Here is a 17,455-nt window from a genome sequence, read left to right as displayed (position 1 = left end):
TTCCAAGATATTTGTGAGTTCAAAAAATGAAACGAAAAATAACTTTTGTTATGGTCCTAACAATCGCTCTTACTGGTTGTGCCTCTTTGAGTGGCCCCAAAAAACCACCACGCTGTAATGGCAAACATACCCGTGCTTTAAATAAAGATAAGTGGAATTGGGACAATCAAAACGTTGTCCACCCAGAAAAGAGCGTAAGGACTGTTACCACTCCCATCATTCTCAATACTTTAGAAAGTGAAAAAGCAACAGCCAATTCAGCTTTATTAAAGCCGGTTATTCATGAAGCACGATCTGATAAAACTGTGGAGGTTACGCGTGAAAAGTGATGCCCTTGAAGAATATATAAAAGAAGCGCGCTCATTTGACATTGATCGCATGCATAGCATGCGCGTGCGAATGAAAATTTCCATGGCTTTAACAGTGCTTTTTGGATTGATGACGATTGCGCTGGCTTTAGCTGTCGCAGCTTTGACGCCTTTAAAAACGGTAGAGCCTTTTGTTATCCGCGTCGATAACTCAACAGGCATTATTGATACTGTAAGCGCCCTCAAAGAATCCCCTAACGACTATGATGAAGCGATAACGCGTTATTTTGCCAGCCAATATGTTCGTGCCCGTGAAGGTTTTCAAGCATCAGAAGCAGAAAACAATTTTCGCTTAGTTTCTCTTTTATCTTCTCCAAAAGAACAAAACCGTTTTGCAAAATGGTACGCGGGCAATAATCCAGAAAGTCCGCAAAATATTTATCATAACATGATTGCTACCGTCACAATCAAATCAATCTCTTTTATAAGCAAAGATCTTATCCAAGTTCGTTACTATAAAACGGTCAGAGACTTTAATGAAAAAGAAAATATTTCCCATTGGATTTCAATATTAAATTTTTCCTACGTGAACGCACACATTTCAACGTCTGATCGTCTCATCAACCCTCTTGGTTTTCAAGTATCGGAATATAGATCTGATCCAGAGGTGATAAAATGATCAGACTTTTACAAACAACCTTTTTAATTTTTACGATCACTCTCAACTTTCACACTGTCCTCTCACTTGCAGAAACAGCGCCTGTCAGTGCACGTAAAGATAACCGCATCAGATTTGTCAATTATGACCCCTACAACGTCGTACAAATCATTGGCTCCATTCGCTCTTCAGTTCAGCTGGAATTTGCCGATGATGAAGAAGTAACCTATGTAGGAATTGGAAATTCCGTTGCTTGGCAAGTTGCACCGGCTGGTCACTTTGTTTTTCTCAAACCACGTGAAATCCAACCTGTGACCAATTTACAAATTGTCACAAGCCGTCAAGATGGAACACAACGATCTTATCAATTCGAGCTGCAAATCCGTGAAGGCGATGTTTCAGCTGGCAATGAGACATATTTCTTGGTAAAGTTTCGTTATCCAGAAGATGAAGCCTTGCGTAAGAAATTAGCCGAAGCAGAAAAAGCAAAACAACGTGAAGAAAACTTTGTCAATGATGTTTTAAATATCCATGAAGATTTTGGACCACGCAATTGGGCTTATGAAGCTCAAGGTTCATCCCTCATTGAACCTGCTTCTGTCTATGATAATGGAAAAACAACAACCTTTACCTTTTTAGGCAACATTGAAATCCCTGCCATTTACATTGTATCGCCTGATGGGCAAGAAGCGCTTATTCCCAAATCAATTAAAGGCAACAAGGTTATTGTTCATGCAACAGCTGCACAATTCACGCTACGGCGTGGGAATGAAGTATTGTGCATCTTTAATAAAAGGTTCGTACCAGAAGGAATTAACCCTGAAACAGGTACGACATCACCATCTGTACAACGTAAAGTGAACCTAGGAAGCAGCCATGAATAACACCGTGGATGAAAAAAGCATTAATGATCGCGATACAATAAAAAATGCTCAAGGAAAAAGTCAACAGAACAATGCAGGAAAAGCTATTGCTCTTATTATTCTTTTCAGTGTCTGTCTTTATTTAGCCTATTCAACACTTGTTACAGAAAAAAAACAACCAATTGAATCTTCAAAAGAAGGAAAAGTTATAAAACAAACAGAGCTTTTTCGCCCTGCAAAGCCTACCCCTTCCCCCCTTGAACAGCCTCAACGAAATAACGCTCTATTGCCAAAAGTCGAGCTACCAACACCAAACATCAATCAATTAAATTCTGATGACTCACTGTTGGAAGCAGCACAACGTGCTCCTGTATTAGCTTATGCAAATACACAACAAGGCAAAATAGATTCACAAACAAATAATGGTGTTTTGCCTCACCAACTTGAAAGTAAACCTGATGAAACGACACAACGTTTTAATCATCTTCTCAAACCCACAGTGCTTGAAGGTATTCGTGCTTCAACCCTTGGCAATCGAAACTACATCATCGCGATGGGAACTTCTATCCCTTGTATTTTAGAAACAGCCATCAACAGTGATCAACAAGGTTTTGCCAGCTGTATCGTTTCCAGAGATATCTTATCAGACAATGGTCGTGTTGTCCTTCTCGATAAAGGTACCCAAATTGTTGGTGAATATCGCGCCGGATTGAAAAAAGGCCAAACACGTCTCTTTGTGCTATGGAATAGAGCAAAAACCCCTAATGGTATCATTATATCCTTAGCTTCACCTGCAACAGACAGTTTAGGGCGTTCTGGTATAGATGGAGATATTGATAACCATTGGTTAGAGAGGATTGGATCTGCGCTTCTTGTTTCCCTGATAAAAGATGTGACAAACTATGCCAATAAACGTTTAGCAAAAAAACAAGAAAAAGAAGAAACTGAAACAATCTCTTCAGGACAAAATATTGCAAATATTGTCGTCGAAAATTATGCCAATATTCCTCCAACATTATCCAAAAACCAAGGAGAAATGGTGAATATCTTTGTTGCCCGCGATTTAGATTTTTCCAGCGTTTATAAATTGAAAGTCATCGAAAACAAAAAACAGATTACCAATCGAGCTGTTTCAAGAAACTTTTACAAAAATTCTGTGATACCTTTAAAATGAACTCAAACTTACATACCATGAGCGATGAAACCATCGCGATTGTTCTCACAAAACTTGAACCCATCCGTGCTTTTTTGAAAGATGAAAGCCTTTTTGAAATTGTTATCAATCGTCCCTACCAAGTAATGACGGAAGGTATTGATGGATGGAAAACTATAGAAGCACCGGCTCTCTCTTTTAATGAGCTTATGGGGATTGCAAAAGTTGTCGCGTCCTATTCCAAGCAAAACATATCAGACAAGAATCCAATATTATCGGCTACTCTGCCAGGTAATGAGCGCATTCAAGTTGTTATTCCGCCGGCTGTCGAAAAAAACACGATTAGTATGACAATTCGCAAACCATCATCGCAAAGTTTTTCTCTCGAAGAGCTCGCGAATAAAGGTCTGTTTTCGCTCTGTGAACAGATATCTTTCACGCCATTGAATGATTATCTTTCTCGTTTTAACGAACTCAAAATCATCGAGCATAACTTAGCTCATGCCTACTGCAATAAAGACTTTGTCTCCTTTTTAAATCAAGCTGTAAAATGCCAGAAAAATATTTTAATTGCAGGAAAAACTGGTTCGGGTAAAACAACATTATCAAAAGCATTAATCGCCAAAATTCCTCAAGAAGAGCGTATTATCACCATTGAAGATACACAAGAATTGGTGATACCGCACCCTAATCATGTCTCGATGTTCTATTCAAAAGATGGACAAGGCTTAGCCTCTGTTGGACCCAAAGAATTGCTTGAATCATCTTTACGGATGCGTCCTGATCGTATTCTTTTGCAAGAACTTAGAGATGGTACAGCCTTTTATTATATCCGCAATGTCAATTCAGGTCATCCAGGTTCCATTACAACTGTTCATGCCTCAACAGCCCTTGCTGCCTTTGAGCAAATGACCCTTTTGGTCAAAGAAAGTGACGGAGGAGGTGATTTAGAGCGTGATGATATTCGAGGACTGTTGATTTCAATGATTGATATCATCATCCAATGCAAACGGGTTGAAGGAAAATTTAAGGTCACAGAAATTTATTATGATCCCTTCAAACAACGAAATATCTTTGGAGGAGACTAAAAGAAGATCACATCGGCTGCTAAAGGCTCTTTTAAAGCAACGATTGCACATAAAAGGAAAAATACATGAAAACCAAAGCAACAGAAAACAGCGAAAATCTTTTATCGATGACAGTGGAAGAATTAAAACAACGCCGTGAAGCGGTTGAATCAGCCATCAGCACTCATGCAATAGAGGGAATAGCGCTACATTCCAAAACGCTAAAAATTTTAGAAGAATATGCAAGGGGGAATATTTCACTCGAGGAATTTAATACTCTCATGGACAACGTAACATTATAAGGAAGCTACGATGCCAAAAGCAAAAGAAAAAACAAAAAATATACAGACAGTTTCTCCCCATCATTATGTCTACCCGAACACCACAACACTCAAAAATAAATATGGAATAAAAAACTTGAAATCCTTTCTGGAGAAATGCTCGCATGATACAGCAAAAGCGATGGTTAATCTGCGTGAAGCCCCCCTACCAGAAAAATTTGATACCTCCTATCTATGCTCTATTCATTATCAGTTGTTTAAAAATACCTTTGAATGGGCTGGTCATCTTCGCCATCTTCCCTTTACATTTGAAGATGGTACCACAGCCGCTATGCCCGAAATGAAAAGAACAGGATGGGAAAATCCTTTTGCACTCGGTGATGAAATCCCTGAAGGTTTACAAAAATTAGATCAAACACTTGCCGAAAAAGATAATTTGCAAGGCTTAACGCGTGAGAAATTTAACTCTGAAGCAATAAGCTTATTTAACTTCCTTAACCAACTCCATCCTTTTAGAGAAGGCAACGGACGTACACAACGGGTCTTTTTTGAAAAGCTTGCTCAAGCAGCAGGCCATCAGCTTGATTTTTCACTTGTTACAAAAGAACGCATGATGCTCGCCAGTGTTGCTGTAGCAGAAAATGGTGATCTAGAACCAATGCAACATCTATTTGAGGATATCTCTAATCCCAATAAAATACTTCTTTTAAAGGAATTCATGAACAACATGAAAGAACTTGGGCGCAATGTTAATGATCGTCCCGTTATGGTTGCAAAAGAAGGTGAAACCTACACAGGGATGTATAGAGGTGCTGGTTATGATAGCTTTGCATTCAATGTGAAAGGGGCTTATATCATCGGCAATAAAGAGCATCTCACACCAGAACAACTCAAAACATTAAAACCCGGTGACAAATTTACCTTTACAGTTCCAAAAACAAAAGAGCTTGAAAGCATTCTCATTCCAGAAGAAAGATTAGCTCCTTTGACAGAAAATAAAAAAGCCGAAATGGTTGCAGAAGATTCTTGCGTCCACGCAAGCTTAAAACAGGTCCAGAAATTGGCAAAAATTGTTTATGGTAAAGAAAAAACATTAGATAAACAGATGCTAGAGATCATCAAAAATCCAAGCTTAGGCCAACAGCTCGCCAACCAGATTGAAAGAGCACCGCACTCTGTTTCTCATCTTGCAGGTTTCAGTTTATGCGGACTACAAAATCAAGCACGTGCAAACGCTAAAAATCATCTTGAGATGCTCTGTACTACCGTTGCAAATTTCGCCCATGCTGTAAAACATGCGGAGAAGGAAATTACTCAAGAACATGCAACAGAACAAAGTCGTCGTGCAAAAATAGTAAAAATGCCAAGCAAAAGCTTACAAGAGCTCTTCACCTTGCCAAAAGAATTACAGCAAGAAGCTTTAGCAAAAAATCCTTTACTTCAAAAAGAGCTTACCGACTTTGTAAAAAACATCAATAGCCGTCTCTCACTAACTGAACATAAAGCTGTCAAAAATAATGAGTATGAAACACTGGCTCAAAGCATTGGTGTATCAGAAAATAAAGCCAAACAAATTACACAAACTGTTAAGCAAGCCAAAGAACTACATCAGCAAACACAAGTATGCACAATGCATCGTTCCAAAGCATTTTCTATGGCTTGCTAAGAATGGATAAAAGCTTCCTACTTTATAAGAAGGGCTCATAAACGAGAACTGTTTGGCGTCATCTGCGCTTTTTCAAAAAAGAGAGAGTTTAATATCACACACCTGAAAAAAGAGCTTTTAGCAGCATAGTCTGATAGAATTGAAAGTAAATACAATGAAATATACCAAGACACAAATGGTGCTCATTTTAACACCAATCGCTTTAGGTGCTTTAACGATATTCCTTGTTCCTCATTTTTTGTTGTTTATAACAAATGGACTAAAGAGCAATCAAATTTATTGGACTCTTCGTTCAGAACCTTTACTAGTCCTAGCACTAACAGCTGCTGTGTCATTGTTTTATAGTCTCTCGCAAAAGCTGCACTTACGTAAAGGAATTACTTTCGTTTCCCTTATCTTTTTTGGAACCACAGCTCTTTACTATATTGGTGGAGAAATAAAACGTTTAGGTCCCTATGTTGGACAACAAGGAATAACGTGGAATTATGCGCTTCAATTCATGGACCCCATGGTTGTCTTTGGCATCATCATTGGTGGTTTTTTTTCCATTATTCAATTCATAACAACCTCTCCACCTAAAAATAAGGTCAAGCGTGCAAAAAAAGGTGTGTTTGGTGAATCCGCATGGATGAATTTAAGAGAGGCAGCGAAAATTTTTCCTGCCAATGGGCAAATTGTTGTGGGGGAAAGATACCGTGTTGATCAAGATAATGTGTGCAAAATTCCCTTTTCACCTGGCAATAAAACAACATGGGGAAAGGGGGGAACAGCCCCTTTGCTAACCTTTAATCTTGATTTTGGTTCAACTCATATGATCTTTTTTGCTGGTTCTGGTGGCTATAAAACCACAAGTACAGTAGTTCCCACGTGTCTAACCTATCCAGGGTCTATTATTTGTCTTGATCCTTCAACAGAAGTTGCCCCAATGGTCAAATTTGCGCGTCAAAAGATGGGGAATAGAAATGTCATTGTTCTCGATCCCAATTCATTTTTAACAAAAAATTTTAATGTCATTGATTGGCTTTTAGACGACAGCGTACCACGCACACAACGCGAAGCAAATATTGTAAGCTTTTCTAAATTGCTTCTTACAGATAAAAAATCAGACAATTCTTCAGCGGAATATTTCTCGACACAAGCTCATAACCTTTTAACAGCCCTTCTTGCTCATGTTATATTTTCTGATGAATATAAAGACAACGAGCGCAATTTAAAAACATTGCGTGGAATTCTCTCTCAATCAGAAACAGCTGTTGTCAATCAACTACGTATGATTCAAGAAACAACACCTTCTCCTTTTATTCGCGAAATGGTTGGTATTTTTACAGAAATGGCAGAGCAAACCTTTTCAGGAGTCTATACAACCGCATCAAAAGACACTCAATGGCTTTCTTTGTCCAATTACGCAGATCTTGTCTGCGGAGATGATTTTTTTTCCTCAGATATTACAAATGGCAATACAGATGTTTTTCTCAATCTCCCCGCAAGCATTTTAAACAGTTATCCAGCTATTGGACGCGTGATTATTGGCGCTTTTCTCAATGCCATGGTTACAGCAGACGGTAACTATAAAAAGCGTGTTTTATTTGTCTTAGATGAAGTTGATCTTCTAGGCTATATGAATATTTTAGAAGAAGCGCGCGATCGTGGACGTAAATACGGTACATCTTTAATGCTTTTTTATCAATCCTCTGGTCAGTTGGTCAATCACTTTGGAGAAGCTGGAGCACGTTCATGGTTTGAAAGCTGCTCCTTTGTCAGCTATGCTGCCATTAAAGACCTCCAAACTGCCAAAGACATTTCAGAACGCTGTGGCCAAATGACTGTTGAAGTAACCGGAACAAGCAAATCAAGAGGCTTATCTTTAGGAAAGAGTTCATACAACGTCAATTACCAACAAAGAGCTCTGATTTTACCCCATGAGGTTATTCAAGAAATGCGTCAAGATGAACAAATTATTCTTATGCAAGGACAACCTCCTTTGCGATGTGGTCGCGCCATCTATTTCAGAAGAAAAGAAATGTTAGCCGCAGCTGCCAAAAACCGCTTTGCCCCACAAAAGAAAAACTAGCCTCCTATTATGAGATCTTGACTATGAAAAGAACAACAACAAAAACAATATACATTTCTGTTTTTTAAAAGCCCGTTAACAAAAAGTTTTTGCCCACTTCCTCACACACATAGGGAAAACATGATAAAAAAACCGTGTTTTTTCCTTTTTGTATTTTGTGTATTGTTTTACCAGCGCCCATCGTCTTTATAAAAAACACCAATCCCCTCAAATCACCTATAACTAAACCAACATCTCCACTGAGGAAAGTCTGTAAATACATTCCTACAAAGCTTTTTGTGTATAATTTATCCCCTACAAAAAACCCAAAATTTAATCTTTGAGATAAGAACTCTCAAGACACCTACACTCAAGAACATCGATTTTTTCCAAAAAAATATTTTAGATATGCATCAAAATGAATAAATCGTTCTTATACAAACTTTTACCCCTTTACGATATCATAAAGTGTTCTATTTTAAAGATAAAGCGCTGAAAAAAGGCTTTTCTCCCCAACTAAAGAAAGGGTTTCCTCTCTTATGGATCTTAAAGCAGCGCAATACGATAAGAGTAACAATACAAAATAAAAAACAATTTGTTTCAAAAATACACAAACAAGATGTTCATATGGCAAGATGTTCATATGGAGCAATAAGAAAAACATAATGGAGAAAAATTTTTGATGACTGCTTTTGCCCATAGATTCACTAATCTGAGTACTGTGTATGAAAAGTACCAACTCCATCCGCAAACCAAGAGCGATTGCACCCGCCATATCCACGATCTTCATCAAAGCGCTCTTGCAAATAACTTTGTTAAAAGTAAAAAACCAACAATTTTAAACAACATTTTTCTTTTTGACCTCTTCCTTACACCTCAAAGAATGAAGGTTTTATCCAGAGTCAATTTGTAGATAATCCATTTTCTGACCACTCATGGGATTCATATCAGCGCCCTCAATAGCAGTATTTTACAGCACAAGATAATAAACAAAGGAAACATCAGAAAAGCTTTCCAAAAATAAATGAAAAAAGAAAATATACATGAAAACAATCACAACAGAACATTTGGCATTTCTCACACCAAAAACCTTTCAAAAGTATCACAAAACGATCGATACAACCATCCATACACTTGAGGGAAAAGCGCTCCCTCTCATAACACCAAAATCTCAAAAGAATACGCGAAGGGGAATTTTTCACATGCAGCGTTTAAGACGCTTATCAACCACCACCCCACCTACCTAGGAGAGATTATATGTTAGAGCAAAATTATTTATATAAAGGTACCCTAACACTCAAAAATAAATATGGCATAAAAGACCCCAAAAAACTGTATGAACGCTGTGCCCATGATACCGCCAGAGAAGCCATCAATTTTCGCCATGAACCACTTCCACAAAAATTTGATTCCACTTATTTAAAATTAATCCACTGGAGCCTCTTTCACAAAACTTTTGAATGGGCTGGAAAAACCCGCGATATATCCTTTACATTTGAAGACGGAACCTCTGCCCATATGCCGGCGATGCGTCCCAAAGGTTATGAAGTTCCTTTTGCTATTGGTCCACAGATAAAAAAAGAGTTAAAACAACTCGAAAAAACACTGAATGAGAAGAACAATTTAAAAGGTTTATCGCGCCAAGAATTTGCTGAAAATGCCGCTGAAGTTTTTATGGTGCTCGAGCACGCACATCCTTTCCGAAAAGGGAATGGGCGCGTAAATCGAATGTTTATGGAAAAACTTGGACAAGCAGCAGGACATACCATTGACTTTTCTTTCATCACAAAAAGACGCATGACAGCAGCTTGTATTGAAGCCATGCAATATGGCAATCCCCAACCGATGAAAGATCTTTTTGAAGATATCACGCATCCGCAAAAATCCCTTGTTTTAAAAGAATTCATCTCCCAAATGAGAAATGCTGGACTGGATGAAATTAACAATCGTATTGTTGTTGCCGCAAAAGAAGGGATCCCCTATGAAGGCATCTTTAGAGGTTTTTCAGCAGAAGGTTTTGTCATGGAAGTAGACGGTGCTTTCGTCGTCGGCCACAAAGATGATCTCCCCCCAGAACTCGTCAAAACATTACTCAACGGTGCCCGCCTCTGCTTTCAAAAAAACAACGTTCAAAGCTTACAAGAAACACTGATCCCAAAAGAGACATTAGCACCTCTCACACATGAAGAGTTATTCACAAGGATTTCACATGACCCTTATGTTGAAGCATGCCGAAAAGAAATCGAAAATTTATCAAAGACTGTTTATGGTAAAGCCCACGCATTAAAGACAAAAACGGATATCTTAACGGCAGATCCAAACTTCGGAAATCAGTTTGCCAATGAAATTTTACAAAACCCTCAATCAATTTCTAAACTTGCAGGAAGAAAAATACTTGACATGAAAAGTCCAAATCGCAGACAGGCGGAACAAACTGCTCCACAACTCAGCCAAGCCCTTAAAAATTATGCCACAATAACAGAACAAACAAAAGAAGAAATTTTAGAGCAACATCAAAGAGAACAAAAACGCCTGAGCCACACTGTCGAAACACCTGGAAAAAATTTACAAAACCTGTTTGCCTTACCAGGAGAACAACAAAGAGAAGCTTTATTGCATTCTCGTTCACTGCGACAAGAACTCCATCACTTTTCGCGCCAACTACACAATCGTCTATCTTCAGAAGATCGTAAAGCCATACAAGAAAAAGATTATACCAGACTAGCTTGCCTACTTGGGACATCGGAAAGCAGAGCAAAAGAAATTGCGAATACTGTAAGGAACACCAAAGAAGCACAATGTCAAGCTCACACCTTAAAAGTTAATCGCTCTTCATCACTTGCTCTTACCGGCTAGAAACGCGTGAACTTTTGCCTTCCAACTAACTCTTGGCGCAAATCATTTTATCTCCATTGCGCCCACCAGTTGTTTTAGAATGTTACAAAAAACAGTCCTAAAAATGAATCCTGTAATTTACTATAACTTATTGATAAAATTTCATAAAAAAGCTGTATAAAAGACATAAATATCCACTATATACAAATATGAATAGCGCAAAATCTTTGGAGGTCATTCAATTCGATATCTGCCTTGTGTCTTACAGTTATCAAAAAGTGGGGAATGCGCCAAAGCCAAAGAGGTTTTCTAAAAATATTGAAAGGAAACAGCCATGAAAAAAAGTCACCCAACCGCTTCTACCAATATAGATGAACTAAGACAACAATTTGAACAACAAAATCTAGGAGCTTCTAATGTAGAAGACCTCTACGCAAAGGTTAATAAACCACCCAAAGAACAGCGCAACTCACAACAATATACACTTCAACAACCACCAAAAACGATCTATGCTCCCCAAAAGCCACTAGAACAACAAAACCTAGGAGCTTCTAAGGTAGAAGACCTCTACGCAAAGGTTAACAAACCACCCAAAGAACAGCGCAACCCACAACAATATACACTTCAACAACCACCAACAACGATCTATGCTCCCCAAAAGCCACTAGGAAATCCCTATGACAGACTTGGTGGAGAACCAAGTGATGGGCGACGCGCCGACAGACTCGTAGATCCCTATGCAGTAACCGATCTGGAGGCAAAAGGTTGGCAAACGTCCCCCTACGACACAGTTGGTGGAGATGCACAGGGTAGGCATTCTTCCCATGAACCAGAACATCTCTATGCAGAGCTTGAATTTGGTGAACGTGGTGGTCTCTCTCCCCAAAAATCACTCGAATCTGTCTATGCAACGGTTGGCATGGGGGCTGAAGGCAGGCAAGAATCTGAACAACGAGAAAATCCCATATATCAAGGCGTTGGCTCAGGCAAGATCTCCCCTCCCAGAACCCCAAAAGATGTTGTTACAACAAAGCTTTTACAAAATACAAGCTTTCAATATGGTGTAAGAGAAATCCAAGAGCGATGCAGAGTTGTTTATGGTAACGAGCATGCTTTGAATGGACCACTTGCGAAGATCCTTGATGATCCTCAAAATGCAGAACAAATCTTATGGGATCTTGCAGAAAATCCTCAAAGCGCTGGTAAGCTTGCAGGTCACAAAATACTTGGTGTAAAATCTCCAAGCCGCAGAGAAGCTGAAGAGGAGTTTACTCACCTTTGCTCAGCTCTTGAGAAACATATGCATAACACACAAAAGCTCCATAAACAATTTACACATGAACATGAAAGAGGTCAAAAACAAGAAAGTCCAGAAAGAGACCCAGAACACAGGCATCACCACCATCATCGTCGTCATCACACAAGAGGACAAGAACAAAATAGTCCAGAGCACAGCCCACAACGGCAAAGACATGGCGAAAAAGGAATGGCTTTTGCCATGTAAGTGAGCCCCCGTAAAGTACATAAATTTTTATTTTTCATTGAATTTCTTGGCGCAAATCGTTTCATTACGATTGCGCCAAGAGTTGTTTTAAAATATTATAAAAATAGTTCTAAAAGTGGATCCGTAATTTATCATAATTTATTGATAAAATTTCATAAAAAAACTGTATAAAAGACACAAAGGTCCGTCACACTGATCCTGAATAGCGCGAAATCTTTGGTGGTCATTCAGTTGGATATCTTCCTTTGTACAAAAGTTATCAAAACTAAAAGTGGGGAATGCACCAAAGAGGTTTTCTAAAAATATTGAAAGGAAACATGCATGAAAAAACATCATCCACACCCTTCTGCAAATCCAGAAGCCCTCTATGCAACAGTTAATAAACCAAACAGAGGAAACCAGCACACACCAACCCCAGAAGAGGAAGTTCTGTACGCGTCAGTTAGCAGTATTGCTCCTTCAAGGGGTAGACACCATCATCAAAGAAGAGAAGATCCTGAAACAGACTATACAGAGGTTGCTCCCCCAAAACACGAAGCTGAAGTTACATACGCATCAGTTAGCAGTATTTCTCCTTCAAAAGGTAGACACCATCATCAAAGAAGAGAAGATCCTGAAACAGACTATACAAAGGTTGCTCCGCAACAAAGAGGAAGACCTTCATCTTCCCTCACAGCTGAGCAAATAACTGTCATACTTTTAAAAAACCCACATGTCCAAGCTTATGGAGAAGAGGTTATGCACTGGGGTAAGGTCGTTTATGGCAATGACACGCTTTTCCAACAACACTTGCAAGGAATACTTACAGATCCCAGTAAAGGAAAAGACCTTTCAAATCAACTTGCTGAAAATCCTGAATCTATACATAAACTTGCTGGCCGCTCCGCACTTGGCTTAAAAAGTCAAACACGCAAAGCAGCTGAAGACGGTTTTAAACCACTCGTTGATGCTATTGATGGTTATACAAAGGCTGTAAAAGAAGCAAAGGAGAGGCTTTTGCAAACCCCTCAAGCGGAGCAAAGACGCCATCAAGAAAATTCTCAGCAAGCTGAAAGAGCTCATCATCGTCATCATCACACAAGAGGACAAAACCAGGAGAGTCCAGAGCACAGTCCTCAACGACAAAGACACGGTATGGCTTATGCCATGTAAGGGGTTATAAGCATAAAGACGATAGTTTTGTTTTTCATGTAATCTCTTGGCGTAAATCGTTTTATTGCGGTTGCGCCAAGAATTGTTTTATCTTGTGACAGAAAATAGTCCTAAAAATGGATTCAGTAATTGACTATAACTTATTGATAAAATTTCACAAAAAAACTGTATAAAAGACACAAAGTCCCATTACGATGGTGACAAATAGCGCCGATCTTTGGAGACCACTCAATTTTGATATCTTCTTATAAAAACCATAAAAATATAAAGGGCGAGAGTGTACACCAAAGAGGTTTTCTAAAACAATTCTTGAAAGGAAACATGCATGAAAAAAGATCACCCTCACCCTTTTTCATCCCCTTCAATACAAGAACTTATAGCGCTCTATGAAAAAGCGGCGGCAGAGGTTACAAGCCCAGAAAGCCTCTATAAAGAAGCTCCTTCCCAAAGCAAAAGACTGTCATCCATACCGGAAAAAGATGAGGAAAGACAATCTCTTTTAAAAGAAGAAACTGTACATGAATCAACAAATCCAACAACGCTTCTAACAAGAGGTAGCTCTACCAAAAGGCAGCAAAAACCTGAAACGACACATTCAACAGTTACTTCACAAGTTTCTCTAAAAAGGGCAACAAGAATTCTCTCAGAGGAAGAAATCATTCAATTGCTTCCACACCATTCATTGGTTCAAACATATCGAGAGGAAATCCAACGTTTATCCGCAAGTGCATATGGAGATTCAAATATTTTGCAAGAAAAAATGGAGGAAATTCAAGAAAATCCCGCTGCAGGAAAGGAGCTCTCATGGCGCATGGCAGCCCATCCTGAAAGTATCGCTAAACTTTCAGGCACCAGTACGTTGGGCTTCAAAAATCGAACGCGCAAACAAGCGGAAGAAGATTTTTCCGCCCTTTGCGTCACCGTTGATTGTTATACAAAAGCTGTAAAACAGGCAAGAGAGAGTCTATCGCAATCTCCAGAGCAAGAACTCAAAAACTATGAACGTTTAATGGGAAAGGCAGCAGTCACTGAACTTCTGCAAAAACCAGATCAACGTGAAAAAGAAACTCTTTCAGAGGCAGAAATTTCTACCAAAATTCAACAACATTCAAAAGTCAAAAGGCACCATGCCCAGATCAAATATTGGTGCGAAGTTGTTTTTGGTAACGCAAACATTTTGCAACCACAAGTGGAAAAACTTTTCCAAAACCCTGAAACAATAGAAGCGCTCGCACAGCAACTTGTCGGAAATCCTCAATCTTTTCACAAGTACGCTGGTATCAGTCTTTGTGGCTTTAAAAATCAAGCACGCAGACACGCTGAAGCTGGTCTTTCTCACTTAATTGACGCCGCTGACAATTATGCAACGGCTGTAGAACAAGTAAGAGAGAGCATTTTGCAAACCGAGCAGGCAAAACAAAAACGCCATGAACCATCTTCTAAACGGACGCAAGATTTGCATCAACAACAACGCTTATCACAATCTGTTGAACGCACTGAGCATTCAACAGTAACTCATGAAGAAGCAACAACCTCTACTCAACAAAGAGAAACAGATTTTAGTCCTCGCAAAACTGCGATACCAAAAGCGATGGCTTTTGCGAGCTAATAAGTTTTCACATTGAATCTAACGTCTTGGCGCAACACATGGCAAAGGTCATTTGCGCCAAGAGAGCCAAATCTTGTGAACAATTCAGTTTCATATCCTCTCTCATAAAAGCAAGTGAAAAAGCATACAACAGAATAAAAACCAACGTACATTTTTAAATAGTATTTAAAAACAATATTGGAAGAGTTTGAAAGGAACATGTATGAAAAAAAGAAATCCTTCCCCTTTTATCACCGAAATGATGGAAAAATTTCAACAACAGACTGAACAATCCCCCACCAGAACCCCCCCTCCCCAAGTTTCTCAAAGTTTGCCAAAACCAACTGTACAAAAACGCCCAGAAAATTTATCACACCACCCAAAGATTGCTCCACCGCCCCCCCCACGCATGAAAAACCCAGTGCAAACCAGCACAATACCTCCTAGCACCAAAAACCAAGAGACGCCTCCCCCACAAAAAAAAGTGGCTCCGCCAAAACCTCCGCGTGCAAAAGAGAGACAACAACATAAACCAACAGCTCAAGAGTTCCCCTCCCTACAGACAAAAGTGGCTCCGCCCCCTCCTCCGCGCATGAGAGAAAAAACACAAACCGGCACAACAATCCCCAGTTCAAAAATCCCCAGCTCAAAAATCCAAGAAAACTCCTCTCCGCACACAAAAGCAGCGCCACAAAGACCTCCACGCGAAAAAGATAGGCAACAAAACAAACCAACAGTTCAAGAGTCCCCCTCCCTACAGACAAAAGTGGCTCCGCCAAAACCTCCGCGCATGAGAGAAAAAACACAAACCGGCACAACAATCCCCAGTTCAAAAATCCCCAGCTCAAAAATCCAAGAAAACTCCTCTCCGCACACAAAAGCAGCGCCACAAAGACCTCCACGCGAAAAAGATAGGCAACAAAACAAACCAACAGTTCAAGAAGAAGAAAGTCGCTATGCAACGCCTTCTCATCAGACGCCCCCACGCATGAGAGACAGAGTGCAAAACGGTGCAAAAATTCAGAATCCTGAAGCACACTACCCAAGTGTTAGACCCAAAACACCATCACATATGAAAGTCAGGCAACAAAGTAGTTCATCATCACAAGATAGTGGAACATATGCAGTACCTCCTTCACGAAAACCGCACCATATGGAAAACAGAAAACAAAGCGATGCTGCCATCCCAAAACCTGCCTCTCCACACACAGCAATTGAACAGCCAAAACCGTCTCACGGACAAAAAAAATCTATTAATACAATGGAACGAGAGCTATTACTCGTAGCATATCAAGAAGAAATACGATTTTTGTGCGAAAAGGTTTATGGCAACAAGCTTATTTTAGAAGAAAGAATAGAAGCAATCAAAGAAAACCCCGATATGGGAGAAAAGCTCTTATGGGATGTTACAGAACAGCCTAAGTCTATTTCTAAGCTTGCTGGTAAAAAAGTTCTGGGCATAAAAAATCATGCGCGCAGAAAAGCTGAAGAAAATCTTCCTACCCTACGTACTGCCATTAACGATTATGTGTATACTTTAAAATATACAAAAAGTGAAAAGATTTCACGAGGTTCTCACACGGAACAACAACACCAGCGACAAGCACAAGAGAAAGAGCCAATAAATCAACATTTACAAAATCCGCTCAATTCAGAAAAGAAAATAAAGCCTCTCTCAAATCAGGAAATTGCCCGCAGAGTTCAACAAGATCCATCGGTTCGATATGGTCAAAGAGAGATCGAATATTGGTGCGAAATTGTTTATAATGATCCATTTATTTTGCAATATAGAATAGAAGATATGCAAAAAATTCCAGAGATAGGAGAAGAGCTTGTATTTCAAATTGAAAACCCTTCTAGATCTTTTGCTCCGCTTGCTGGTAGGCAAGTCCTTGGCATAAAAAATGGAGCACGCAAAGCTGCTGAAGAAAATCTTCCTACCCTGTGTACCGCCATTAAGGATTATGCTGAAACTGTAAAACAGTTAAGAGAAACCATTGTGCAAAACCATCAGGCAGAACAACAAAAACGTCATCAACCGCTTAACGATCCCGATAAAAAATTGCAAAAGCAGCAAAACTTATCGCGGTCCCCGAAGTTACCTGAACGCTCAACTGCAAAGCAGCATCAAGAGGTTGCAGAAACTTCTAGACAAGAAGACCAGCCGCATGTTCGACCGCGCAGAGCCGAAACATCAAAAGCAATAGCTTTGTCGTGATAAATCTCCTAATTGTTGGCTTTTCATACAAAACTTTGGTGCAATTACCTTGCCAAGATTGCATCAAAGATGGTGTATAAAATACAGAAAACTTTGAATAAGACACCCCATT

General features: G+C 39.4%; 14 protein-coding genes. All 14 read left to right on the top strand.

The features are described from left to right. The first annotated feature begins 26 nt into the window (after positions 1-26). The 14 genes from ACFIJ9_RS07035 to ACFIJ9_RS06970 all read left to right on the top strand — a co-directional run bounded on the left by ACFIJ9_RS07035 (position 27) and on the right by ACFIJ9_RS06970 (position 17,343). Complete coding sequence (locus ACFIJ9_RS07035; RefSeq protein ID WP_015856709.1) at positions 27-329, top strand: hypothetical protein; 303 nt, start codon at positions 27-29, stop codon at positions 327-329. Further along, positions 283-987 (top strand): virB8 family protein, encoded by a 705-nt coding sequence (locus tag ACFIJ9_RS07030; RefSeq protein ID WP_273788313.1) that lies wholly within the window; start codon positions 283-285, stop codon positions 985-987. Before ACFIJ9_RS07035 ends, ACFIJ9_RS07030 begins: the two co-directional genes overlap by 47 nt. Beyond that, a complete protein-coding gene (gene virB9, locus ACFIJ9_RS07025; protein WP_375636374.1) occupies positions 984-1,850 on the top strand; it encodes a P-type conjugative transfer protein VirB9 in 867 nt (288 codons plus the stop codon). The genes ACFIJ9_RS07030 and virB9 overlap by 4 nt, the downstream gene beginning before the upstream one ends. After that, a complete protein-coding gene (virB10, locus tag ACFIJ9_RS07020; RefSeq protein ID WP_375636372.1) occupies positions 1,843-3,003 on the top strand; it encodes a type IV secretion system protein VirB10 in 1,161 nt (386 codons plus the stop codon). Before virB9 ends, virB10 begins: the two co-directional genes overlap by 8 nt. Continuing rightward, complete coding sequence (virB11, locus tag ACFIJ9_RS07015) at positions 3,000-4,070, top strand: P-type DNA transfer ATPase VirB11 (RefSeq protein WP_015856713.1); 1,071 nt, start codon at positions 3,000-3,002, stop codon at positions 4,068-4,070. The genes virB10 and virB11 overlap by 4 nt, the downstream gene beginning before the upstream one ends. 65 nt (positions 4,071-4,135) lie before the next feature. Beyond that, positions 4,136-4,351 (top strand): antitoxin VbhA family protein, encoded by a 216-nt coding sequence (locus tag ACFIJ9_RS07010; protein WP_375636370.1) that lies wholly within the window; start codon positions 4,136-4,138, stop codon positions 4,349-4,351. Between the two features lie 10 nt (positions 4,352-4,361). After that, the gene (locus tag ACFIJ9_RS07005) at positions 4,362-5,996 is read left to right on the top strand and encodes a BID domain-containing T4SS effector (RefSeq protein WP_375636369.1); all 1,635 of its coding nucleotides are present in this window, start codon (positions 4,362-4,364) and stop codon (positions 5,994-5,996) included. Between the two features lie 154 nt (positions 5,997-6,150). Continuing rightward, positions 6,151-8,067 (top strand): Ti-type conjugative transfer system protein TraG, encoded by a 1,917-nt coding sequence (gene traG / locus ACFIJ9_RS07000; RefSeq protein WP_375636367.1) that lies wholly within the window; start codon positions 6,151-6,153, stop codon positions 8,065-8,067. A gap of 1,022 nt (positions 8,068-9,089) precedes the next feature. Beyond that, complete coding sequence (locus ACFIJ9_RS06995; protein ID WP_375636365.1) at positions 9,090-9,293, top strand: hypothetical protein; 204 nt, start codon at positions 9,090-9,092, stop codon at positions 9,291-9,293. A gap of 10 nt (positions 9,294-9,303) precedes the next feature. Next, positions 9,304-10,902, top strand: a complete 1,599-nt coding sequence (locus ACFIJ9_RS06990; protein WP_375636363.1) for a BID domain-containing T4SS effector — start codon at positions 9,304-9,306, stop codon at positions 10,900-10,902. A 313-nt stretch (positions 10,903-11,215) separates the two neighbouring features. Then, positions 11,216-12,385, top strand: a complete 1,170-nt coding sequence (locus tag ACFIJ9_RS06985; RefSeq protein ID WP_375636361.1) for a BID domain-containing T4SS effector — start codon at positions 11,216-11,218, stop codon at positions 12,383-12,385. A 321-nt stretch (positions 12,386-12,706) separates the two neighbouring features. Then, positions 12,707-13,537 carry a BID domain-containing T4SS effector gene (locus ACFIJ9_RS06980; RefSeq protein ID WP_375636360.1) on the top strand — a complete coding sequence of 277 codons (831 nt, stop codon included), beginning with the start codon at positions 12,707-12,709 and terminating at the stop codon, positions 13,535-13,537. 325 nt (positions 13,538-13,862) lie between these two features. Beyond that, positions 13,863-15,146, top strand: coding sequence for a BID domain-containing T4SS effector (locus ACFIJ9_RS06975; RefSeq protein ID WP_375636358.1), 1,284 nt, complete (start codon positions 13,863-13,865; stop codon positions 15,144-15,146). 202 nt (positions 15,147-15,348) lie between these two features. Beyond that, on the top strand, positions 15,349-17,343 hold the full coding sequence (locus ACFIJ9_RS06970) for a BID domain-containing T4SS effector (protein WP_375636356.1): 1,995 nt from the start codon (positions 15,349-15,351) through the stop codon (positions 17,341-17,343). Positions 17,344-17,455: the final 112 nt, after the last annotated feature.

This window comes from Bartonella sp. MR90HLJMH, assembly GCF_042194115.1.
GTDB lineage: Bacteria > Pseudomonadota > Alphaproteobacteria > Rhizobiales > Rhizobiaceae > Bartonella > Bartonella grahamii.
The sequence above is the reverse complement of the archived record's forward strand: the minus strand, read 5'-3'. Positions and strand labels throughout refer to the sequence as shown.

What these genes read in the sequence shown, in the direction of transcription:
- ACFIJ9_RS06995 (WP_375636365.1), top strand. Translation starts at nt 9,090, where the DNA reads ATGAAAACAATCACAACAGAACATTTGGCATTTCTCACACCAAAAACC.
- virB9 (WP_375636374.1), top strand. Translation starts at nt 984, where the DNA reads ATGATCAGACTTTTACAAACAACCTTTTTAATTTTTACGATCACTCTC.
- ACFIJ9_RS06980 (WP_375636360.1), top strand. Translation starts at nt 12,707, where the DNA reads ATGAAAAAACATCATCCACACCCTTCTGCAAATCCAGAAGCCCTCTAT.
- ACFIJ9_RS07005 (WP_375636369.1), top strand. Translation starts at nt 4,362, where the DNA reads ATGCCAAAAGCAAAAGAAAAAACAAAAAATATACAGACAGTTTCTCCC.
- ACFIJ9_RS06990 (WP_375636363.1), top strand. Translation starts at nt 9,304, where the DNA reads ATGTTAGAGCAAAATTATTTATATAAAGGTACCCTAACACTCAAAAAT.
- virB10 (WP_375636372.1), top strand. Translation starts at nt 1,843, where the DNA reads ATGAATAACACCGTGGATGAAAAAAGCATTAATGATCGCGATACAATA.
- ACFIJ9_RS07035 (WP_015856709.1), top strand. Translation starts at nt 27, where the DNA reads ATGAAACGAAAAATAACTTTTGTTATGGTCCTAACAATCGCTCTTACT.
- ACFIJ9_RS06970 (WP_375636356.1), top strand. Translation starts at nt 15,349, where the DNA reads ATGAAAAAAAGAAATCCTTCCCCTTTTATCACCGAAATGATGGAAAAA.
- ACFIJ9_RS06985 (WP_375636361.1), top strand. Translation starts at nt 11,216, where the DNA reads ATGAAAAAAAGTCACCCAACCGCTTCTACCAATATAGATGAACTAAGA.
- ACFIJ9_RS06975 (WP_375636358.1), top strand. Translation starts at nt 13,863, where the DNA reads ATGAAAAAAGATCACCCTCACCCTTTTTCATCCCCTTCAATACAAGAA.
- ACFIJ9_RS07010 (WP_375636370.1), top strand. Translation starts at nt 4,136, where the DNA reads ATGAAAACCAAAGCAACAGAAAACAGCGAAAATCTTTTATCGATGACA.
- ACFIJ9_RS07030 (WP_273788313.1), top strand. Translation starts at nt 283, where the DNA reads ATGAAGCACGATCTGATAAAACTGTGGAGGTTACGCGTGAAAAGTGAT.
- virB11 (WP_015856713.1), top strand. Translation starts at nt 3,000, where the DNA reads ATGAACTCAAACTTACATACCATGAGCGATGAAACCATCGCGATTGTT.
- traG (WP_375636367.1), top strand. Translation starts at nt 6,151, where the DNA reads ATGAAATATACCAAGACACAAATGGTGCTCATTTTAACACCAATCGCT.